The sequence below is a fragment of the Streptomyces sp. NPDC050704 genome (genome assembly GCF_040654355.1).
In the GTDB taxonomy this organism is placed as follows: Bacteria; Actinomycetota; Actinomycetes; order Streptomycetales; family Streptomycetaceae; genus Streptomyces.
Genome location: NZ_JBFAHW010000036.1, coordinates 15,069 through 36,006 on the forward strand (window position 1 = coordinate 15,069; position 20,938 = coordinate 36,006).

Sequence of the window (20,938 nt, forward strand, 5' to 3'; positions counted from 1 at the left end):
TTGCACGCCGGCTTCGGGCGCTACCGGGTTGAGTCCCAGGACGAGGTCGACAACCAACCCCACACCCTGAGGCACCGCACTCAGCGCAAGGTCGGCCGCTCGCAGTGGAACGTCGAAGACCGGCTCCACCGCGTCCGCGACACCGGCTTCGCCGAGAACGCCTCCACGGTCCGCACCAGACACGGCCGAAACAACATCGACCCGCCTCCGTGAGATGTTCTACGACGGCTCCCCGACCTGGTGACGCATCCTGCGTCTGGTGGTGATCCGCCTGTGGGTGGTGGTGATCAGGCGGAGGCCGGGGCGAGGACCGGGTGTGCTGTGCGGTGGGTGATCTTCCAGTGCCCGGCATCGAGCCGGTAGTGGTCGTTCAGTTCCACGATATGTCCGGCGTTCGCGGCCGGATAGCCGGAGGGGCCGTCGTCGACGGGGACGGGTCCGCCGTAGGCGATCACAGAGACCGTGCCCTGGGCGGTCGTGTCCCCGATGCTGTGGAAGTGCTGGCTGGTGACGAGGTGGCGGAGCGTCATCTCGGGACCGGGACGGGTGCTGAGCATGTCCCGGATCTCGGCATGACCGTGCAGGGGCCTTGGGTCAAGGCCCCTCCGCCGTCGCGGAGGACAGGGCCGCTTTGCAGGGACCGCAACGGTACTACTGGTTCCGCTCAGACTCACGCTGCTGGTAGTCGCGCGGAGACAGTCCGTGGAAGCGGGAGAAGGCGGCGCTGAACGTGGGTAGGTGGGCGTACCCGATCCGGCGCGCGACGGCGCTGGGCGGCGCGCCCCCGGCGAGTAGATCGCGAGCGATGCGCATGCGGGCGGCATAGCGCCAGCGACCCAGTGTCATACCTGTCTCGTCACGGAAGGCACGGTGGATCTCAATACCGACATCAACATGATGCGTCCCGCCAGGCTCGCCGATACGACGCAAGCACTCCATCGCGACAGCACGCGCGCGCGGATTCGTGGGCATCGGCACCGACAGCGCTCGCTGCGCGGCAACCTGTTCCGCGAACAGGTCGAGGATGTGGCGGGGGTTGTGGTCGTCAGGACGCAGTCCGGACCGGGCGCTGATCGAGCAGAACATCAAGTAGTCGTCCCACGCAGGCGAGAACCGCACCTGCAGCGGCGCGGTCAGGTGGAGGTCGGCGGTCCTCGCGTTGCCCAGCGGCAGGGAGACGGAGTTCTCGCGGAGGCCGGTGACATGCTCCATGTCCGCCGGGATCCAGGTCGCCACGCCTCGCTCCCGCTCGTAGCGCTGGTCGCCGATGTCCAGGTACCCGCTGCCTCGGTACATCCAACTGAGGACGTGGATGTCGTTGGTATGTGACGGCGTGCTGGCCGCGGGCAGGGTCTCAGGCGCGGCGGGAGTGTCCGTCTCGCGCATCATCCGGAGCAGGTCGTCGGTCTGTCGTGCCGCCGCCGCCCGTTGCGTCAGCCCACCGGAGCCAGGCCGGGCGAACAGTCCCCGTCCGAACTCGTGGGGGGTCAGTCCGAACTGTCCCTTGAAGGCCCGCGTGAGGCCGTTGCGGCTGGCGAAGCCCACTTGGGCGGCCACCTGGTCCACGTCGTAACCGGCGGCGAGGAACTCCACAGCGGCGCCGAGTCGGCAGTGCAGCCGCCACTGCTCGAACGTGAGCCCGGTGTCGGCGAGGAAGTCACGGCGGAGGGTGCGCGCGCTGGAGAGCACCCGCGATGCCCATCGCTCGACCGTGAGGTCGAGCCCGGGGTCGCGCATCAGTTCCTCGGCGACGGCTCTGGCGCCGCGGGCTCGCGGCATCGCCGGAGAGGCGAACCCCTGTGGGCTCGGCTCTTGCCCGACCACGGGGGGCGCCGGTGGGCGCGAGCCGGGACGCCGAAGGAGCTCCTCGATCGCCTTGGGGGAGTATCCGCGGCCGCTGAAAGGAGTGACCTGCAGGTTGAAGAGCTGGGTCAACCAGTCCTGCCAGCCGCTGGGAACATCGAACCGCGTCAGTTCCGACAACCCCCGGGCGCCGACGCCTGCGTGGGGACACAGCGGGAAGGCGACCGTGCCCGGCTCGGTGGTGATCGCCCGCTCCGCCCGGCCGTCCGCGGGAATCCAGATGCCTTCGCCGGCCCTGAGGTGGAGCACCGGCCCGCTGCCGAGGCGCACGTGCGCCGTGCCGGTGCGCACCCACAGCAGCAGCGGTCGGACGGGCGCGTCCGCCGGACTCCACCGCGCGCCCGGAATCGGCGGAGGGCAGCCGGAACCCTTGGCGAACGATGAGGGCATGACCATGTCCTAATCGTACGGCAGTCTGCGCACGCTATCCGAGGTTAGGTTCCCCTAACCTTACCGGTGCGCGCCCTCCTGATGTCGGCGCGCGGTTCCTTCCCTCGAAGCGATGAGAAAGTTCGGTCTCCCGCATGCCCAAGACCTCGCGCCGGCTCACCGTGCACCCGCCGACCCTGCGTGAGGTCGAGGTGGTCCGGACCGTCGACATCACCCCGGGGATGCGGCGGGTCACACTGAGCGGCGCACAGCTGCGTGCGTTCACCGCCGAGGACGGCTTCGCGCGGCCTGCCTTCGAGTCCGAAGGCTTCGACGACGACCTCGTGTTCTACTTCCCGTACCCAGGTCAGCGCGATCCGGTGCTCCCGGTCCAGGGCGAGGCCAAGTTGACCGTGCCCAAGGATCCTCGACCGCTTTCGAGGGCCTACACGGTCCGCCGGTGGGACCCCGAGGCCGGCGAGCTGGACGTGGACTTCGTCAAGCACGGGGTGGGCGCGGGAACGACGTGGGCCTACCGCACCCGGCCGAGTGACCGGATCCACCTCAGCGGCCCGAGCACGTCGAAGGCGTTCCCGGTCGGCGCCGACTGGTGGCTCGTGGCAGGCGACGACACCGCACTCCCCGCGATCGGCCGCCTGCTCGACGAGCTCCCGTCCGACGCCCGGGCGCAGGTGTTCATCGAGATCGCCGAGGACGCCCACCGCCAGGAGCTGCGTGAGCTGCCCGGGGTGGACGTGACGTGGCTGGTCCGCTCCGGAGCGACGGCCGGGGCCGCCTCGCCGCTCACCGAGGCCGTCCGCGGTACGCAGTGGTGGTCAGGCCAGGCGTTCGTGTGGCTGGCCGGTGAGCACATGGCCGTCCGGGACATCCGCCGGCACCTGGTCGAGGACCGTGGTGTGCCCAAGGAGGACATCGACTTCGCCGGCTACTGGCGTCGCTCCGAGGTCGTCGCTCTGGAGTCCGACGGGGCGGTACCCGACCCGGAGAGGACGGTCACCCCGTTCCAAAAGCTTCACGAAATGACCGAGCTCGTCGCGCCGATCGCGATCCGCACCGCCGTCGAGCTGGGCGTTCCCGATCTGGTCTCCCGCGGCGTGACCAGCGTGACCGAGTTGGCCGCCAAGGTCGGTGCCGACGAGCGCGCTCTGGGCAAGCTGCTGCGTTACCTGCACACCCTGGACGTGGTGACCGAGACAGAACCGTGTCACTACGCCCTGACGCCGGTCGGCGACGTCCTCACTCTCGAGTTCATCGCCGACCGGCTCCACTCCGCTGGGGTGGTCGGTCGCGAGATGCTCGGGATCCACGGCCTCACGGAGTCGGTTCGCACCGGCCGGCCCGCCTACGCCTCGGTCACCGGCCGGACCTTTGACGACGTGCGAGCCGAGCAGGACTACGAGGACCGTCACCTGGAGCGCCTGGCGAAGTTCCAGCCCGCACTGGCCGGACCGATCGCCACGTCCGACCTGCTCGCCGGAGTCCGGCACCTGGTGATCCACTCCGGTGGTGCCGGCGCCCACGCCCGTGAGTACGTCGCGGCCCACGAGAGCCTGCGCGTGACGATCTGCGCCCTGCCCGCCCAGGCCGACTGGCTGCGCCGCGACCTGCCCGCCACGATCCCCGACGAGCGGCAACGCACGCGGGTCAGCGTGCTGGAGCAGTCCGTCTTCGAGCCCGGCCCGGCAGCCGACGCCGTGCTCATCAGCCGAGCCTTCAAGACCCTGCCCGACGCCGACGCCGCTCACGCACTGCGCCGGGCAGCCCAGAACCTCACTCCCGGCGGACGAGTGCTGCTGATCGAGGAAGTCTTCGACACCGACGACCTCGACGAGCACGACGGCGAGGAAGACCTGATCGGCCTGGTCTGCCACGGCTCCGGCCTTCGCACCGCGGCGGAGCTGGACGCCGTCATCGCAAGGGCCGGCCTCACGCGCAGGTCGGCGCGCACCGTCGGCCTGGGCGTCACCGTCCACGAACTCGTCCGCGCCACCGCTGACTGATCCCCTCCACCCGGGCACACCCCTCCACCCGGGCACACCCCTCCACCCGGGCACACCCCTCCACCCGGGCAAGAAGAGAAAGAAAACCACCATGAGCAGCACGCCTATAACGAGGCGCGGCACGGCCCTCGCCGCTGCCCTGTTGAGTACGTCGCTCGTCCTCACCGCCTGCGGAGGTGACGGCGACGCCACCGGCGACAAGGCCGACGCTGAGACCCGCAGCGTCAAGGCCGAGAACGGCACCGTCAAGATTCCCGCCGACCCCCGGCGGATCGTCACGATCGGCAACACGAACCTCCCCTTCATCGATCTGGGTGGCAAGCCGGTGGGCGTCACCGAGGTGTCCAACTCCGAACTCGACGTGCTGCCGCAGGAACAGAAGACCACGTACGAGGCAGCCGAGGTCATCGGCAGCAACGGGGGTGAGGTGGACCTCGAGAAGCTCGCCGCCCTCAAGCCGGACCTCATCCTGGTCCAGTTCCACTCGAACGACTGGGGCAAGGTCGGCAAGCGACTCGAGTCGATCGCCCCGACCGTGTACTGGGGGCTCGACACCGAGTGGAAGGCCCTCGCCGACGCGATCGCCAAGGCCGGCAACGTCACGGACGAACTCGGCCGGCAGAAGGCGGAGTTCAAGGAGAAGGTCGGCAAGATCCAGGAGACCTACGGCAAGACCATCGCCGACACCTCGTTCGTCGATGTCTCCCGGGGAGACTGGAGCGATCCCGGAACGTTCTACATCGCGGACATCGGCTGCTCCGAGATCGCCCGGGACGACATCGGCCTCGACCTGCCCGAGGCGGCCGAGGGCAAGGACCCCCTGGCCTACGAGTCCCTGCCGTTCGAGCAGATAGGTGAGCTGTCCAAGTACGACGTGATCACCTACCCCGTCGACGCCGAAGGCCCGCCGACCGAGCCCTTCGTGCCGGTGACCAAGACCAACACGTGGAAGGCGCTGCCCGCCGTGAGCTCCGGTCGTGCGCTCGGACTCTTCTGCCCCAGCAACAACTCCTACGGGCCCGTCCTGCAGTACCTGGACTCGCTCGACCGTGCTCTGGCGACGCTCCCTCCGAAGTAGAACACCATCGGCCGGGGCACCACCATCCACGGACTCGGACCCGACGACACCAACTGCCCCTCACTCCCAACAACGAAGGAAAGCAGAGCAAGGCGATGACCTTGACACCCCTGAGACGGCGCGGCACGGCCCTTGCCGCCGCGCTCGTGAGCGCCGCGCTCGTCCTCACCGCGTGCAGCGGCAGCCCCGAGAAGACATCGACCGACAAGACGGGCGCCGCGAGCGAGACGCGCAGCTTCAAGGCCGACAACGGCACGATCGAGATCCCCACCGCCCCGCAGCGGATCGTCGCACTCGGCTCGCCACAGACCTATCTGGCCCTCGGCGCGAAGCCCATCGCCTTCGGAGAGAAGGCTACGGAGCTCAACCTCGCATGGCTCCCCGAGGAGGCGGCGCAGGTCAACGACTCGGTCGTCGAGGTCGGCGACGAAGTCGACTATGAGAAGGTCGCGGGCCTCGACCCGGATCTCATCGTCGTCCACGAGCCCGAACACGCGCTGGCGGGAGACTCGTACAACGAGGAGAGGCTCCAGTCGATCGCCCCGACCGTCTACATCGAGCTCAAAAACGACACCTGGAAGACCCAGGTCGGGCGCCTTGCCGAGGTCAAGGACGAGCACGCCGACCTTCTCAGCTCTACGACCTTCAAGGTCCTGCAGCGCTGGGGAGGGGATTTCACGCCCGAGGCCGGAACGCTCAATATGGAATACCCCGGCTCCTATTGCACGAGTTATGCCATGGATGCCGGGCTGGACATCATCCCTGAAGCTTCGGCCAACGGAGACCTCGACCGGGAACTGTCCATCGAGCAGCTCAGTGACACCGTGGCGGACGCGGATGTGATCCTCTACCCGCTCGAGGCTGACGGGAGCGTGAAACCCGAGTTCGCGCCGGTGCTGAAGACCAACATCTGGAAGTCGCTGCCGCAGGTCAAGGATGGCCGCGCCCTCGGCATTCGGTGCAATCGGACCATGACCTGTGCGAGCAAGGTCCCGACGCTCAAGTCGCTCAAGGAGGCGCTCGCAACGCTGCCCGAGGCCGGATGACGCTCGTGGACGCAACGGAAACGGCGATCCTCACAGAAGAGCCGCCGCCTGCGGTCTCGCATCGACGCCGCCGCATCATCGGGCTGGTCGCAGCCCTCGCCGTGTTGATCGTGCTGATGGTGCTCAGCGTGATGGTCGGCTCCAAAGCGATACCGGTCTCGGTGATCTGGGACGCACTGTTCAACCCGTCTCCCAACCCTGATCAGTTCGCGATCCGCGACTTCCGGCTGCCGCGCACGATCGTGGGTCTGGTCGTCGGCGTCGCACTCGGTCTGTCGGGCGCGCTGATCCAGGCGCTCGCCCGCAACCCTCTGGCCGATCCGGGTGTCCTCGGCGTCCATGCCGGTGCGTCCTTCGCGGTGACGGTCGCCGTGGGCCTGCTCGGCGTCCGCGAATCGCAGGGCTACATGTGGTTCGCGTTCGCGGGGGCACTGATCGTCACGCTCCTGGTGCTCGCCCTGGGGTCGACACGGAAGGGCTCCTCGCCGGTGGTCATGGTGCTCGCCGGGGTCTGCGTCGGCGCCGTGCTCGGCGGCGCCAGGGAAGCGCTCCAGTTGACCGACCCGGACGCCTTCGACGCGATGCGGTACTGGAACGCCGGGTCGATCTCGGGTCGCCCGCTCGAGGTCGTGTGGCCGGTCCTGCCGTTCTTCGCGGTGGCACTCGTCCTGGCCTTCGCGGTGTCGGGCCCGCTCAACGCTCTGGCTCTGGGTGACGAGCTGGCGGTCGCCCAAGGGGTCCGGTTGGCACGCACCCGTGTGCTCGCGGTGATCGCACTCACCCTCCTTGCCGGTGGCGCCACCGCGATCGCCGGACCCATCGGATTCGTCGGACTCATGGTGCCGCACGTGGCCCGCTGGATCGTCGGCCCGGACCAACGCTGGATCTTCGCCTACAGCATCCTCCTCGCCCCGAGCCTGCTGCTGGTCTCCGACATCCTCGGCCGCGTCGTGATGAGACCCGGTGAGATCCCCGTGGGTATCGTCACCGCCTTCGTCGGCGCTCCCGTCCTCGTCGCGCTGGTGCGGCGGAAGAAGGCGAGCGGACTGTGAACACAAACCTTCCGCGGGTGGACTTCGGGCGGCGGGTGCTGGTGCTGCGGCACCGGCGGATCGCGGTCCGGCTCCAGTGGCGCTCGGTCGTCGTCTGCACGGTGCTCGCGGTCGCGGTCGCCGGTACGGCGGTGCTCGCGCTGATGACCGGCTCGTACTCGCTGGGTCCCGGGCAGGTGCTCTCCGCACTGACCGGTCGGGAAACCGGCTTCGTCCACGAGATCGTGGTCGAGTGGCGGCTGCCCCGGGTGGCCGCGGCGCTGGTGTTCGGCGCGGCTCTGGGCGTGAGCGGGGCGGTCTTCCAGTCACTGTTGCGCAACCCTCTCGCCGACCCCGGCATCATCGGGTTCTCCCAGGGCTCCTACACCGGCGCGCTGGTCGTGATCCTGGTCGTCAACGGCACCTACGCGCAGCTGGTCGGCGGGGCGTTGCTGGGCGGGATGGCCACCGCCGTGGCCGTGTACGTGCTCGCCTACCGGCGAGGGGTGCAGGGGTTCCGGCTGATCGTCGTCGGCATCGGCGTCTCGGCGATGCTCGGGTCGCTCAACACCTGGCTGATCCTCAAGGCCGACCTGGACCAGGCGATGTCCGCGGCCGCGTGGGGTGCCGGGTCGCTCAACGGCCTGTCCTGGAACCAGGTCGTCATCGGCGGCGCCTGCATCGCCGTACTCCTGCTGCTGGCCGGGATGTTGAGCCGGCCGATGCGGCAGATGCAGCTGGGTGACGACGCGGCCGCCTCGCAAGGGGTACGGGTCTCGTCCGCACGCCTCGGCCTGATCCTGGTGGGAGTGGCGCTGACGGCGACGGTCACGGCCGCGTCGGGGCCGATCGCGTTCATCTCCCTGGTCGCCCCCCAGATCGCACGCCGACTCGCCCGCACCGCCGGGATCACCCTCGTCCCCGCCGCCTTCGTCGGGGCGCTGCTGTGCCTGGCGTCGGACTACCTCGCCCAGCACGTCGCCCCCACCCCGCTGCCGGTCGGCATCATCACCGTCGTGCTCGGCGGCGGCTACCTCGGATACCTGCTGTTCACCGAAGCAAGGAGACGCCTGTGAGCGCAATCTCGACCGACACCGCGCGCCTGAGCGTGGAGTCGGCGACGATCGGCTACGACAAGCGGATCATCTCCGAGCACCTCTCGGTGACGATCCCCGACGAGTCGTTCACGGTCATCGTCGGCCCGAACGCGTGCGGCAAGTCCACCCTGCTGCGCGGCCTGTCCCGACTGCTGAAGCCGTCGGCCGGGCAGATCGTCCTCGACGGCGCCGACATCAACTCGTACAAGACCAAAGAGGTGGCGCGGCGGGTCGGACTGCTGCCGCAGACCTCGATCGCCCCGGACGGGATCACCGTCGCCGACCTGGTGGCCCGGGGACGGTACCCCCACCAGGGGTTCATCCGGCAGTGGACCGAGGACGACGAGCGGGCCGTGCTCAGAGCGATGCGCCAGACCTCGGTCACCGACCTGTCCGGGCGCCTGGTGGACGAGCTGTCGGGCGGGCAGCGCCAGCGCGTGTGGGTGGCGATGGCGCTCGCGCAGCACACCGACATCATGCTGCTCGACGAACCGACCACCTTCCTCGACATCACCCACCAGATCGAGCTCCTTGAGCTGTTCACCGACCTGCACCACGCCGGCCACACCATGGTCGCCGTACTGCACGACCTGAACCACGCTGCCCGCTACGGCACCCACCTGATCGCCATGAAGGACGGCGTCGTGGTCGCCACGGGTACTCCGGACGAGGTCGTCACGGCCGAGCTGGTCGAGGAGGTGTTCGGTCTGCGCTGCCTGGTGATGCGCGATCCGGTGGCCGGCAGCCCCCAGGTGGTGCCGCTCGGCCGCGAACGAACCCGGCACAGGTCCGCTGACAACACCGATGCAGAGAGCGCGATAAATGTCTGATCCCTCTGTCGAGAAGCTGTCGACCGGTGAGTGGAGCCCGGAGAGGTTCAGACGACATCTCCAGGAGACAGGTACACCGCTTGTCGAGCGGGTCTCTGCGGACGAGGTGGAGGTGACCTTCGTCGACGAGCCCGGAGACGACACGACGGTCACCCTCTCGGTGGTGATCGGCCCCAGAATCGGCTTCAACCCGATCGACACGGAGTTCGCCTCGGTGGCGGGGACGCCGTTTCGCGTTCTCACCCTGCGGATGCGTTCGGACCTGCGCTTCTCGTACGTATTCGCACGACGTGGGCCGGCAGGCGAGGGCGAACAGGTTGCGGACCCGTTCAACCCGCCGCGGAGGTTCTCGGAGTGCTCGGTGGAGCGGTTCTCCGGGGCCTCGGTGGCCGTGCTGCCCGACGCGGTGCCGTTGGCCTGGCTCGATCAGGCCGAGGCGCGGCCGGCCCCGGCAATGGATTCCGCCGTGCTGGCGAGTGAGTTCCTGGGAAACGAACGACGCTTCTGGGTCTCGATGCCCCCTGGCGAGCTCTCGGACGGGAGCGCACTGCCCTTCGTGATCCAGTTGGACGGGACACCGGATCACAGCGCGCCAAGCGTCCGTGATGCCCTTGTCGAGGCGGGACTGATCCGGCCCTGTGCGGTGGTCCTCGTCGATCAGCTCGGACTGCAGCGCTACAAAGAGCTGCTCTGCAATCCGGCGTTCTCTCGGATGCTGGTCGAAGAACTGCTGCCGTGGCTCCACCACCGGTATCCGCTCTCGCGCGACCCCGCCGACGTGGCGCTGGCCGGCGAGAGCTTCGGCGGCTTGTGTGTCGGCTGGACAGCGCTGCATCACCCGAGTGCGTTCGGCAACGCCATTCTCCAGTCCCCGTCGTGCGGGTACCACCCCGATCTCACATGGGGCACCGGGGCAGGTGAGCTGCTGCGCCGCACCCCCGTACCGACACTGATCGCCGACTTCCTGACTGAGGAGACGGCACCGATCCGCATCTTCCACGACGTCGGTGAGCTGGAGAGCTCGCTCACCCACAGCCGCTGGCTCGACCACGTGCTCACCGGCAAGGGCTACGACACCCTCTACCGGGAGTTCGCCGGCGGACACGACTACGCATGGTGGCGAGGCATCTTCGCCGATGCCCTGCTCTGGTGCTTCCCGCTCAGGAGCAGGGACGGGAGCCAGGCGTGAGCAGCTCTTCGCGTTTCTCGGGCGCCGACACCGCAGGACTGGGGCGGGGACCGCTGACCCGCTGGCTGCCAGTGCTCCTGCTCGCTCCCGCCGAGCCGCTCGGTGCTCGGCCGTTCGAGTGCGGGCCGGGGACCACCCCGGGCCGGTTCCTGCTGCGCGTGATCTTCTCGGTGAGACGAGTCAGCGTTCCCGCGATGCTGCTGGCGATCGTGTGGCAGGTGGGCGAGTCCGCGGTCCCGGTGGTGATGGGACTCGCGATCGACCAGGCCGTTGCGACCGGGGATGAGGGACAGCTGGCCCTGTGGCTCGGCATGCTGGTGGCCCTCTACGTCGCGCTGACGTCGGCGGCGAGGCTCTCGCTGCGGCTTACCGCCCATGCGGTGCAGGTACTTCAGCACCGACTCCGCGGCACCCTCTCCACGGGCGTGCTGCACCCGGTCGGCGGCACAGGCCGTGCGCCGGACGGCAACGTGGTCTCGGTGATGACGAACGACGTCGCGCGCCTGTCCAACGCGGTGATCCTGATGATCATCCCGGTCTCGAGGATCACAGCCATCGGATTCATCGCGGTATCGCTGCTGGCGACGCACTGGCTGCTCGGACTCGTGGTGCTGTTCGGGGCGCCGGTCGCGGTCTGGTCGATGGGCGTGCTCAGCCAGCGGCTCTCCTGGGACACCCGCGAGTACCAGGAGCTGCTGGCCTCCACGGTCGGACAGGCCACGGACCTGGTCGCCGGCTACCGGGTGATCAAGGGGATGCGTGCCGAGGCCGAGGCGACCAGCCGGTACCGGCAGGCAAGCCAAAAAACCCTTGTCGGCGCCAGGCGCAACGCGGGCCTGCTGGGGAGGTTCTTGGTGGGCTCAGGCGTGGTCAGCGGCACGTTCGTCGCCGCGGTGGTGGGGCTGGCGGGCTGGTTCGCCGTGGACGGACAGCTCAGCATCGGCGGGCTGATCACTGCCGTCGGCCTCGCCCAGGCACTGCTGCCGCAGATCCAGGCGATCGCGAGCACGTCCATCCCCAACCTCGCCGGCGCCCGCGCCTCGTCCATGCGTGTCCTCGACGTGCTGCGGGACAACGCCACGTCGACGGCTGGGCCCGATGACGCGACCCGGCGGGAGGTCACCGCGCTGCCGGAGCTGGACGTGGTCGTGCCGAGCGTCTCCGGGCCCGGCATGACGATCCGGGTCGAGCCCGGCGAGCTCGTGGGCGTGCGCGCCGACGACCGGACCGCCGCCCGTGTCGTCGAGGCGCTGCTGGACCCGTGGGCCGAAGGAGAGATCGAGGCGCGGCTCGACGGGATCGCGGCGCGGAAGCTGTCCCCGGTCGAGTACCGCTCCCGGGTCACCGTCGCGCCGCACCGCGTCACGCTGTTCAGCGGCACCCTCCGCGACAACGTCGCCGTGATCGCGGGCGCGCCCGAGCGGGTGGACGCCGCGGTGCGAGCCGCCGCTTGCGACGACTTCGCGGCCGACCTAGACGTCCCGGTCGGCGAGGGCGGCAACCGGCTCTCGGGCGGCCAGCGTCAGCGGGTCGCGCTCGCCCGCGCCCTGGCGAGCGACGCACCGGTGCTCGTGCTGCACGACCCGACCACCGCGGTCGACTCGGTCACCGAGCACACGATCGCGGGCCGGCTGCGCGGTGTCCGGGCAGGCCGCTCGACGCTGCTGATCGCCTCGACTCCGGCGCTGCTCGCTGCCTGCGACCGCGTCGTCGAGCTGCCTGACGACGTACCCGCGACCTCAAGGACAGCGCAGTGAGCGGCACCTCCGCCGTACCCGAGACCGCAGCTTCCAACACCGGGCTGCCGGTCGCGAGCGGCCGGGAGACGGTCAGGGAGGTGTGGCGACTCAGCCACGGGTACCGGCTCCGGCTCGCCGCGACCGGGGTGCTGGGGATCATCAGCACCGGCGTCGACCTGATCGTTTCCGTGGCGATCGGATTCCTCGTCGACCGCGTGCAGGCCGGCACCGCGGACCTCGCCACAGTGCTGACGGTCACGGTCGTCATGGCGCTCTCGGCAGTCCTCGGTGCTGCGGGCACCGCGCTGACGATCGTGCTCGCCACCCGCGTCTACCACTCCATCCTCGCCGCGCTGCGCGAGCAGCTCGTGAGCCGCGCCATGACGCTCCCACAGCACCTCGTCGAGCGCGTCGGTACCGGAGACCTGATCTCGCGGTCCAGCGACGACGTCACCGCGGTCGCCGACGCCGCCCCCGCCGTGATCCCGGTCCTCACCGTCACCGCATTCACCATCGTCGTGTCGCTGGGCGGGCTCGCGGCACTGGAATGGCCCTACGCGGCCGCCTTCGCCGTCGTGCTGCCGTTCTACGCGCTGGCCGTGCGGTGGTATCTGCGCATCGGGCTAGGGGTCTACCGCGCCGAGCGCACGGCGATGAGCGCGCGTGCCCAGCAGATCCTCGAGTCCCAGCGCGGCTACGCCACCGTGCTCGGCTTCGGGCTCGCCGAGCAACGGCACCGGGCTGTGATGACGAACTCCTGGCGCGTCGCGGGGCAGTCGCTACGCGCACGCACCGTGCTGAGCATGCTCAATGCCCGGCTCAACCTCGGGGAGTGCCTGAGCCTGGCCGCTGTACTCGTCGTCGGCTTCGTCCTCATCGACCACAAGGCATCGACCGTCGGCGGCGCCACCACCGCCATGCTGCTCGTGCTACGCCTGCTCGGACCGGTCAACCAGCTGCTGCTGGTCATCGACACTCTCCAGTCCGCCCTCGCATCGCTGAGCCGCATGATCGGGGTGGTCACGATTCCGTTCAGCTCGTCGGATGTCCCAGCGCAGGCCGCGAGCACCGCCATACAACTCGACGAGGTCTCATTCCGTTACGACGAGGGGCCACGGGTGCTCGACTACATCACCCTCAACATCCCGTCCGGTCAGCGCGTGGCCGTCGTCGGCGTGTCCGGGGCAGGCAAGACCACGCTCGCCGGCGTGGTCGCCGGCACCCACCTACCTGAGACCGGGACGGTGACTCGCCCCAGCCGTACCGCGATGATCACCCAGGAGGGCCACGTCTTCGCGGGCACCCTGCGCGACAACCTCACCCTCGCCGCACCCGGGGCCACCGACCGCGACCTCCATACAGCGCTTGAAGCCACCGGCGCTGCATCGATCCTCGATGTTCTCCCCGACCGGTTGGACACCCTGCTGGGTGTCGGCGGACACCCACTCACCGACGCACAGGCGCAGCAACTCGCCCTCGCCCGCCTGCTGCTCACCGACGCTGATCTGGTGATCCTTGACGAAGCGACCGCCGAGGCCGGCTCCACCTACGCCGGACAGCTCGACCGCGCTGCTGATGCTGTCCTCGCTGGGCGCACCGCAGTCGTAGTCGCGCACCGTCTCTCCCAAGCAGCAACCTGCGACCGGATCATGGTGATGGAGCGCGGCCGGATCATCGAGACCGGCACCCACGGAGAGCTGGTTGATGCCGGTGGTGTGTACGCCGGATTGTGGACCGCCTGGGAGGCCGCTCGGTGACAACAGCATCACCAGGCCATACGCCGCAGTCCGCGGAGCTTGTCGTCCTGGGTGAGTCGGTCTGGGTAGCGGGTCAGCCAGGCGGCGACCTGACGGACGGTCGGTCGAGGCGCTCGATCGAGGTGTCGCCGGTGTCGGGGAGCAGGATGTGCGAGGTGTCAGACAACAGGCCGGGCGAGCAGCAACAGGAGAATCACCACTCCGATGCCGATGACCGTGCGGCTCCTGGCCAGGTAGCCGTAGAACAGTACGACAAGGGCAACGATCATGGACCTCCTGGCCGTCCTGCTGCACCGGCTGGATGCCGTGCTCGTCGTCCCGGGCGGGCCGACCATGATCCAGCGGGACGAGGACCGCGAGCTTCTGCCCGCCTCCTTCAGGGAGGAGTGGCCCATCGTCATGGCCCGTACCGGCGCGGAGATCGACCGGGCGATCCGGGCTTCCTGAACGAACGGGCGAGGGCCCGTCCCCGGTGCGTGTCACCGGGAACGGCCCCGTCGTCTCCGCGCGGACGCGGCTGCCGGCCAGTACGCCTCCGCCACAGCAGCCACGCCAAGATCCGATGCATCGGCGAGCAGGCCATGGCCACGTTCAAAAGCTGGCGCCTCCTGCGAAAGCTCCGCTGCAGCACCAACCGGATCGCCGGCATCGTGAAGACCGTTCTCGTCCTTAACCACGCCTCAACTGAGGTTGGAAAAGGCTGAGTGTCGCACCCTGCCCCAACAACCAGGCAGCATGACCGGATACGGCGACGGACCGGCCGTAAGCGGTATCTGTCGGCTTCGAGGAGACGGGCCAGGGCGCCGGTGTCGGTGCTGTTCCGAGCTGTCCTCCCGGTGGTGGAAGGGGCGGCCGCGTCAGCGCCGCTGGAAGGCGTGGTTCAGGACGTCGCGGGTGACCGCCAGCCCGAGCCGGTGCCCGTGCTCGGAGGCGAAGCGGTAATGCACGCCGGCCCAGACTCGCGCCTCCAGGAGTTCGGCTGTGGCCGCCCGAAGGCTGTCGTAGTGGCGGGTCGTGCCGGAGGCGGGGCTGTACGCGGCGAACGTGAGGTCGTCACGGCCGAAGAACGACCCCAGGGCCGTCATGACCGCCGTGGTGAAGCAGGCGTGGCCCGACGGGTACTCCGGCGACGGGGCGGTGACCCGCAGCGGCGTCCAGTCCGGGTCGGGATCGGTGGCCGCGTTGCCGTCGGTGCCGGCGAGCGGAATGGCCGTCACCGGGCGCCAGAAGTTCCAGTGCGCCTTGGCCTTGTAGCAGGCGATCAGGGTATCGGTGGAGGCCACGTACACCATGGCGAGCAGCCGGGCTGTCCGGAGGCTGCTGAGGCGGTGCGCGTCGGCGAGTTGCCGGGTGATCGACCATTCGACCATCTGGGGGTCGTCCCACCAGATCGCCGCCTCGGTCTGGTCCTCGGTGCGGACGGTGCTGGTGGCCGCGCCGAGGCTCTTGACCTCGTTCAGGTCGCGGGCCCAGGCGGCGCCGGTCAGGGCCGGCGGGGGCTTGACCCGGTAGACGCCGGCGTCGGGGACGACGAACGGCTTCAGGTTCGGCACCCAGGCGCCGACGCCGACGTACCCGGGCGGGGTGGGCCGGTATTCGCCCGGCTCGGTGCCGACGGTCCACGGCGCGGTGGGGTCGAAGCCGTCGTCACGGCGGCTCTCGGTCATCGCCGCGGCGGCGGCCCTGCCGACGGCCACCCCGCCGTCCTCGGCGCGGCCGTCGGGGATCGCGGCCAGCGCCTCGTCGTACCGGGCGTTCAGCGACTCGGCCTGCCCGGGGAAGAGCCACAGCAGCGTGTCGTGGGCGGCCGCGGCCACCGCCGCGGCGGTGGAGTCCCCGGGGCGGCTGCGGGGCGCGCTGACCAGGGGCTCGTACGGACGGCCGGCGACGGCGTTGACCGCGTCGTACACGGCGCCCTGCACGATGGCGAAGCTGCGGTTGCCGGTGGTGGGCGACTGCTTGGCGGTGTCGTAGATGGCGGTCTGGGCGTGGATGTTCCAGGCGATGACGGGATTGCCCGGGGCGGCCTCCACGCCGCTCTGTGCCTCGGCGGTGGTGGCCGTCAGTGGGACGGTCAGGGCGAGTGCGGTGAGGACCGCGATACGGCGTAACCCTCTGAATGATCCGGCGAACGGGCGTGGTGTCACGAGACCCCCCATGGGCTTGTCGGTGACAGATTGTCCGAGCCTATAAGGCAGGGGTCAGTTTTGTCATGACATCGACAATCATCGACAATCCGGCGGGGTTCACACCCGGATGTCCGTCACCTCGGCGACGAATGCGCGGGCTCCGGCCGGGAGCGCTCGGCCGGCGGTGGTGGGGCGATAGCTTGTGTGTCCTTGGGGGTGGCCGGCGTCAACCGGCATCTCCCGCACGGTCGTTGCGTCGAAGGGCTGACACCGCAGCCAACGACGTCGACCGCGATGTCGAACGCACGTGTTTTGGGCGGAGTGGATTCCGTACAGGAGCGCGGAGGCCCACCATGCGGAGTGCATCCCCCTGGGTCGCGCGGGTCGCGCTGCGCGGCCCGAGGGCCGAAACGCCGATGCCGGCCTGCTCTCGCGGCTGCGATGATCGTGCGCGGAAGTGTCGGCTTTGGCCGTCTAAGCTGCTGAAACAGGCATTGCCTTGCAGGGAATCGGACACGGCTCGTGCTGTCGCGGGTCTGCACATCATGGACAGGGGACGACGCATGGCGGCACCGCAGGACCGATGGAGCGCCTTGCTGGACATGCTGACGCGCGACGGGCGGATCGAGGTCGAGGCCGCCGCGGAAGTACTGCACGTCTCCGCCGCCACGATCCGACGTGATCTGGATGAGCTGGCGCGCCAGCAGATGGTCACTCGTACCCACGGTGGGGCCGTGATCAACGCCATCGCGTACGACCTGCCGCTCCGTTACAAGGCCGCGCGCAACGCTCCGGAGAAGGAGCGGATCGCCAGCGCGGCGGCGGGCCTGGTGAAGGCGGGTTCCGTGGTGGGTCTGAACGGCGGCACGACGACCACCGCGGTCGCCCGGGCGCTGGCCATCAGGCCCGAGCTGAGCAGGGAGGGCGCCGGTCCCTCGCTGACGGTCGTCACCAACGCACTGAACATCGCCAGTGAACTGGTCGTACGCCGCCATGTGAAGCTCGTCGTCACCGGGGGAGTGGCCCGCCCGGCCTCGTACGAGCTCACCGGACCGCTGGCCACCGGGATGCTCGCGCAGCTCACGCTCGACCATGCCTTCATCGGCGTTGACGCGTTCGACGTCCGGCACGGGGCGACGGCCCAGGACGAGGGCGAGGCCGGTATCAACTGGGCGTTGGCCCGCCGCGCCGAACGGGTGATCGTGGTCGCAGACTCCTCCAAGCTGGGTCGGCGGGCCTTCGCCCGGATCTGCCCGGTCGAAGACGTCCATGTGCTGGTGACCGACAAGGCGGCGGGCCCGGAACTGACCGAGCCGTTCGCCGCGGCCGGCGTGGAGATCGTCCGGGCCTGAGCCTGCTCGGGAAGGGGCCCAACGGATGGGCCCGGCTGGTCACTTGACGGTCACTTGATGCCGCCGGCCGTCAGACCGCTGATCAGATAGCGCTCCACGAAGACGAACAGGACGACGACCGGCACGATCGCGATCAGTGACGTGGCGAAGAGGTACTGCCACTGCTCCTGGTACGCCGTGACGAATCCGGGGATGGCCTTGGTCAGCGTCGTCCGGTCGCCGGACGAGGTGATGGTGAGGGCGACGACGTACTCGTTCCAGGCGCCGATGAACGTGTAGACGAGCGCGGTCACCACACCGGGCAGCGCCAGCGGGAGGGTGACCCTGACCATCGCGCCCAGTCGGCCGGCCCCGTCCATGTACGCCGCCTCCTCCAGTTCCCTGGGGATGCTCGCGAAGTACGCGTTGAGGATCCAGATGCAGAACGGCAGGTTGAACGCCGCGTTGACCAGGATCAACCCCTCCGCGGTGTCGGTCAGATCGAGGCTGACCATCTCCCGGTAGATGCCGACCAGCAGTGCGGTCGGCGCGAACATCTGGGTGACCAGCACCAGCAGCAGGAAGGCGCCGCGCCCGCGGAACCGATGGCGGGCGGTGTAGTACGCGGCGGGCAGCCCCACGGCGAGGGCGAGGAGCGTGGACATACCGGCGACGTACAGCGAGAACCAGAGTGCGTCGGAGACCGGCGGATCCTTCAGTGACCAGACGTCGGCGAAGTTCGACCACTCCCACTGCGACGGCAGATAGGACGGCGGCGACTTCATCAGCTCCGGCGTCGGCTTCAGGGCTGTCAGCAGCATCTGCAGGTACGGCGCCAGGAAGAACAGGGCCACCAGCCAGCCCACGGCGGTGAGCAGGACGGTGCGCAGCCGGGGCGGACGCCGCCGCCGGACCGTCGCGGACCGTGCCGTTGTGGATTGGACTGTTCCAGATTCGACTGTTCGGGAATCGACTGTTGTGGATCGGGCCGTGACGGCGGACATCAGCCGGTCTCCTCTCGCCCGCGCACGACGCGCAGGTACACCAGCACGACCAGGAGGATCAGCGAGAAGTTCACGACGGCCATGGCCGCCGACTCGCCGACGGCCTGGTTGTCGAACGCGAGCTTGTACATGTATGTGGTGGTCGTGTCCGTGGCGAAGCCGGGACCGCCGCGGGTCATGGCCCAGATGACCGGGAAGGAGTTGAACACGTTGATGACGTTGATGACGGCGGCGACCAGCAGGGAGGGGCGCAGCAGGGGCAGCGTGACAAAGAGATAGGTGCGGGCCGGTCCCGCCCCGTCCAGGCGGGCTGCCTCGTACACCTCGGCCGGGATGGTCCCGAGGCCCGAGAGGATGACGAACGCGGTGAACGGCAGCGAGACGAAGACCGCCACGGCCATCATCCAGGCGAACGCCTGGGCCGGGTGGGCGAGCCAGTTCACCGGCTTGTCCAGGATTCCCACGTCCATCAGTACGCGGTTGACGACGCCGTAGAAGTTGTTGAGCATCCAGCGCCAGGTCAGCGCCGTCATCAGGACCGATGCCGCCCAGGGCACGATCAGTGCCCAGCGGACCATCCGGCGCCCGGGGAACCGCGAGTTGAGCAACTGCGCCAGTGCCAGCGAGACGATGATGGTGACCGTGACCACGCCCACCACCCAGACCAGGGTGCGCAGCACCACTCCCGGCAGGTCGGGCTCGGCGAACAGTTCGGCGTAGTTGTCGCCGCCCGCGAAGCCGCGGGTCAGTCCGGTGGAGCTGATGTCCATCAGGGACGTGCGGACCATCTCGACGACGGGCCAGATGACTACGGCCAGGATCAGTGCGAGTGCGGGCCCGAGCCACAGCAGTGGTTCCAGCGCTCGCAGACGGCGACCGTTCCGGGTTTGGCGGGAGCCGCCTGCCGGTGCCGGTGTCCGTTCCTTCCCATCTCCGTCACCGGACCCGGCGTTGCGCATGGTGATGTCCTGTACGGCCACCCCGTCAGCCGTTCTTCTCGGCGGTCTCCTGGATTTCGTCCAGGACCTTCTTGGGCTCGGCGCCCGACACCGCGGTGCCGATGCGCTGCTTCACGGCGCCCTCGACGGTCGCCCAGTTCGGGTTGTCGGTGGGTGCGAACCGTGCGCCGGACAGTGCGTCGACGAACGGCTTGTAGTAGGCGGAGTCCGAACTCAGCGCGTCACCGGCCGACTTGGTGACCGACAGGAAGCCCTCGGTGGACAGGAACCTCGAGGCGTTCTCCTTCTGGTAGAAGAAGTCGAGGAACTTGTTGACGGTTTCCCGGTTCTTGTCCTTGTCCTTCTTGAAGGCCACGAGGTAGTCCTGGACACCGAGCGTGTTGTGCGTCGTGCCGTCCTTGCTCGGCAGCGGTGCGACGCCGTAGTTCAGGTTCTTGTCGACCGTGTCGATGAAGCCCTTGCGCATGAAGACGGCGCCGTTGAGCATGCCGATCTTCCCCTGGGCGAACTGGTTGAAGACGTCCTTGCGGTTGGTCGCCTCGGGGTTGGGCTGGGTCAGTCCGGCCTTTGTGAGCTTCCGCAGGTAGCCCAGCGTCTCGACATTGGCCTGCTGGTCGACCGTCCACTCACCCGACTTGTCGGTCCAGCCGCCGCCGTTGTTCATCGCCCAGATGTAGAACTCGGCCTGGGCCTCCTCCGCGCCGAGCGGCAGGCCCAACGGGATGTCCCCGGCCTTCTTTATCTTCCTGGCGGCGGCCTCGACCTCGGCCCAGCTGGACGGCGGCTCGGAGACCTTGGCCTTGTCGAAGATGTCCTTGTTGTAGAAGAAGAGCCGCGCGCTGGAGATGAACGGCAGGCCGTACTGGACGCCTTCGTACCGCGCCTGGTCGGCGAAGAGCGGCAGGAAGTCGTCGAGCACCTTCGGCGACACGATGTCCTTGGCCTGGTAGATCAGGTTGTCGCGGGCGAAGTCGGAGAACTTGTTGTAGTTGAGGACGTCGGGTTGCTGCCCGGTCTGGACGTACGTCTTGACCTTGGAATCCAGCTGCTCCCAGTCGACGACCTCCAACTCGACCCGGTAGCCGGGGTTCTCGGCCTCGAAGGCCTTGATGAGCTTGTCCCAGTAGGGCTGGGTGTCGTCGTCGTACTTGGCGGCCACGAATCTGATCGTCTTCCCGTCGGAGTCGCCGCCGCCGGACGAACCTCCCTTGCCGCATCCGCTGAGGACCAGGCCGAGGGCCACACCTGCTGCGATACCGATGAGGTGCCGTTTCACGGGATACCACCTTCGCTGCAACCTAGTGATTGTTTCTGCTCGAAACAGGCTCAGTTCAAGCATTAATCACCATCATGCCCAACGGGCTGCGCATGATGTCAAGGGAGAAAGGGTTGCCGGTGCGTTACGTCGCGGCCTCGGCCGAGTGGCGGTGATCGCGCCAGTCCCGCCTGTGTGGTGAACCCGGGCAGAGGGGGCGGAACCCAGCGAATCAGGCGG

18 protein-coding genes and 1 pseudogene are annotated in these 20,938 nt (G+C 68.9%); 13 read left to right on the forward strand and 6 right to left on the reverse strand.

Annotated elements, in window-relative coordinates:
• On the forward strand, positions 1-213 hold the full coding sequence (locus AB0I18_RS21955; protein ID WP_363107231.1) for a hypothetical protein: 213 nt from the start codon (positions 1-3) through the stop codon (positions 211-213).
• Between the two features lie 74 nt (positions 214-287).
• On the opposite strand, the gene AB0I18_RS21960 is transcribed toward AB0I18_RS21955, so the two are convergent.
• Both AB0I18_RS21960 and AB0I18_RS21965 read right to left on the reverse strand, forming a co-directional pair.
• Positions 288-674, reverse strand: a complete 387-nt coding sequence (locus AB0I18_RS21960; protein ID WP_363107232.1) for a nuclear transport factor 2 family protein — start codon at positions 672-674, stop codon at positions 288-290.
• Entirely contained in the window at positions 652-2,259 is a 1,608-nt protein-coding gene (locus tag AB0I18_RS21965) for an AraC family transcriptional regulator (RefSeq protein WP_363107233.1), read from the reverse strand. Before AB0I18_RS21965 ends, AB0I18_RS21960 begins: the two co-directional genes overlap by 23 nt.
• 128 nt (positions 2,260-2,387) lie before the next feature.
• Between AB0I18_RS21965 and AB0I18_RS21970 the strand changes: the two genes are divergently transcribed.
• From AB0I18_RS21970 to AB0I18_RS22020, 11 genes and pseudogenes are all read left to right on the forward strand, one after another.
• Positions 2,388-4,253: a siderophore-interacting protein gene (locus AB0I18_RS21970; protein ID WP_363107234.1), complete on the forward strand. Its 1,866-nt coding sequence runs from the start codon at positions 2,388-2,390 to the stop codon at positions 4,251-4,253.
• A 91-nt stretch (positions 4,254-4,344) separates the two neighbouring features.
• Positions 4,345-5,331 (forward strand): ABC transporter substrate-binding protein, encoded by a 987-nt coding sequence (locus AB0I18_RS21975; RefSeq protein WP_363107235.1) that lies wholly within the window; start codon positions 4,345-4,347, stop codon positions 5,329-5,331.
• 95 nt (positions 5,332-5,426) lie between these two features.
• Complete coding sequence (locus AB0I18_RS21980) at positions 5,427-6,377, forward strand: ABC transporter substrate-binding protein (RefSeq protein ID WP_363107236.1); 951 nt, start codon at positions 5,427-5,429, stop codon at positions 6,375-6,377.
• The gene (locus tag AB0I18_RS21985; RefSeq protein WP_363107237.1) at positions 6,374-7,429 is read left to right on the forward strand and encodes an iron chelate uptake ABC transporter family permease subunit; all 1,056 of its coding nucleotides are present in this window, start codon (positions 6,374-6,376) and stop codon (positions 7,427-7,429) included. The genes AB0I18_RS21980 and AB0I18_RS21985 overlap by 4 nt, the downstream gene beginning before the upstream one ends.
• On the forward strand, positions 7,426-8,484 hold the full coding sequence (locus tag AB0I18_RS21990; protein WP_363107238.1) for an iron chelate uptake ABC transporter family permease subunit: 1,059 nt from the start codon (positions 7,426-7,428) through the stop codon (positions 8,482-8,484). Before AB0I18_RS21985 ends, AB0I18_RS21990 begins: the two co-directional genes overlap by 4 nt.
• Positions 8,481-9,335 (forward strand): ABC transporter ATP-binding protein, encoded by an 855-nt coding sequence (locus AB0I18_RS21995; RefSeq protein WP_363107239.1) that lies wholly within the window; start codon positions 8,481-8,483, stop codon positions 9,333-9,335. The genes AB0I18_RS21990 and AB0I18_RS21995 overlap by 4 nt, the downstream gene beginning before the upstream one ends.
• The gene (locus tag AB0I18_RS22000) at positions 9,328-10,524 is read left to right on the forward strand and encodes an alpha/beta hydrolase-fold protein (protein ID WP_363107240.1); all 1,197 of its coding nucleotides are present in this window, start codon (positions 9,328-9,330) and stop codon (positions 10,522-10,524) included. The genes AB0I18_RS21995 and AB0I18_RS22000 overlap by 8 nt, the downstream gene beginning before the upstream one ends.
• Complete coding sequence (locus AB0I18_RS22005) at positions 10,521-12,281, forward strand: ABC transporter ATP-binding protein (protein WP_363107241.1); 1,761 nt, start codon at positions 10,521-10,523, stop codon at positions 12,279-12,281. The genes AB0I18_RS22000 and AB0I18_RS22005 overlap by 4 nt, the downstream gene beginning before the upstream one ends.
• Entirely contained in the window at positions 12,278-14,020 is a 1,743-nt protein-coding gene (locus AB0I18_RS22010) for an ABC transporter ATP-binding protein (RefSeq protein WP_363107242.1), read from the forward strand. The genes AB0I18_RS22005 and AB0I18_RS22010 overlap by 4 nt, the downstream gene beginning before the upstream one ends.
• 267 nt (positions 14,021-14,287) lie before the next feature.
• On the forward strand, positions 14,288-14,467 hold the full coding sequence (locus AB0I18_RS22015; RefSeq protein WP_363107243.1) for a hypothetical protein: 180 nt from the start codon (positions 14,288-14,290) through the stop codon (positions 14,465-14,467).
• A 92-nt stretch (positions 14,468-14,559) separates the two neighbouring features.
• Positions 14,560-14,724 (forward strand): annotated as a pseudogene (locus AB0I18_RS22020) (IS5/IS1182 family transposase); the annotation flags it as partial.
• 153 nt (positions 14,725-14,877) lie between these two features.
• Here AB0I18_RS22020 and AB0I18_RS22025 read toward each other — a convergent pair.
• A complete protein-coding gene (locus tag AB0I18_RS22025; protein ID WP_363107244.1) occupies positions 14,878-16,167 on the reverse strand; it encodes a vanadium-dependent haloperoxidase in 1,290 nt (429 codons plus the stop codon).
• A 545-nt stretch (positions 16,168-16,712) separates the two neighbouring features.
• Between AB0I18_RS22025 and AB0I18_RS22030 the strand changes: the two genes are divergently transcribed.
• Positions 16,713-17,501, forward strand: coding sequence for a DeoR/GlpR family DNA-binding transcription regulator (locus tag AB0I18_RS22030; protein ID WP_363107245.1), 789 nt, complete (start codon positions 16,713-16,715; stop codon positions 17,499-17,501).
• Positions 17,502-17,551: 50 nt separating this feature from the next.
• On the opposite strand, the gene AB0I18_RS22035 is transcribed toward AB0I18_RS22030, so the two are convergent.
• From AB0I18_RS22035 to AB0I18_RS22045, 3 genes are all read right to left on the reverse strand, one after another.
• Positions 17,552-18,346, reverse strand: a complete 795-nt coding sequence (locus AB0I18_RS22035; RefSeq protein ID WP_363107246.1) for a carbohydrate ABC transporter permease — start codon at positions 18,344-18,346, stop codon at positions 17,552-17,554.
• Between the two features lie 137 nt (positions 18,347-18,483).
• A complete protein-coding gene (locus AB0I18_RS22040; protein WP_363107247.1) occupies positions 18,484-19,464 on the reverse strand; it encodes a sugar ABC transporter permease in 981 nt (326 codons plus the stop codon).
• Positions 19,465-19,468: 4 nt separating this feature from the next.
• Entirely contained in the window at positions 19,469-20,719 is a 1,251-nt protein-coding gene (locus AB0I18_RS22045) for an extracellular solute-binding protein (RefSeq protein ID WP_363107248.1), read from the reverse strand.
• Between the last annotated feature and the right edge of the window lie 219 nt (positions 20,720-20,938).

What these genes read in the sequence shown, in the direction of transcription:
- AB0I18_RS21965 (WP_363107233.1), bottom strand. Translation starts at nt 2,259, where the DNA reads ATGGTCATGCCCTCATCGTTCGCCAAGGGTTCCGGCTGCCCTCCGCCG.
- AB0I18_RS21985 (WP_363107237.1), top strand. Translation starts at nt 6,374, where the DNA reads ATGACGCTCGTGGACGCAACGGAAACGGCGATCCTCACAGAAGAGCCG.
- AB0I18_RS21980 (WP_363107236.1), top strand. Translation starts at nt 5,427, where the DNA reads ATGACCTTGACACCCCTGAGACGGCGCGGCACGGCCCTTGCCGCCGCG.
- AB0I18_RS21970 (WP_363107234.1), top strand. Translation starts at nt 2,388, where the DNA reads ATGCCCAAGACCTCGCGCCGGCTCACCGTGCACCCGCCGACCCTGCGT.
- AB0I18_RS21975 (WP_363107235.1), top strand. Translation starts at nt 4,345, where the DNA reads ATGAGCAGCACGCCTATAACGAGGCGCGGCACGGCCCTCGCCGCTGCC.
- AB0I18_RS22030 (WP_363107245.1), top strand. Translation starts at nt 16,713, where the DNA reads ATGGCGGCACCGCAGGACCGATGGAGCGCCTTGCTGGACATGCTGACG.
- AB0I18_RS22000 (WP_363107240.1), top strand. Translation starts at nt 9,328, where the DNA reads ATGTCTGATCCCTCTGTCGAGAAGCTGTCGACCGGTGAGTGGAGCCCG.
- AB0I18_RS22015 (WP_363107243.1), top strand. Translation starts at nt 14,288, where the DNA reads ATGGACCTCCTGGCCGTCCTGCTGCACCGGCTGGATGCCGTGCTCGTC.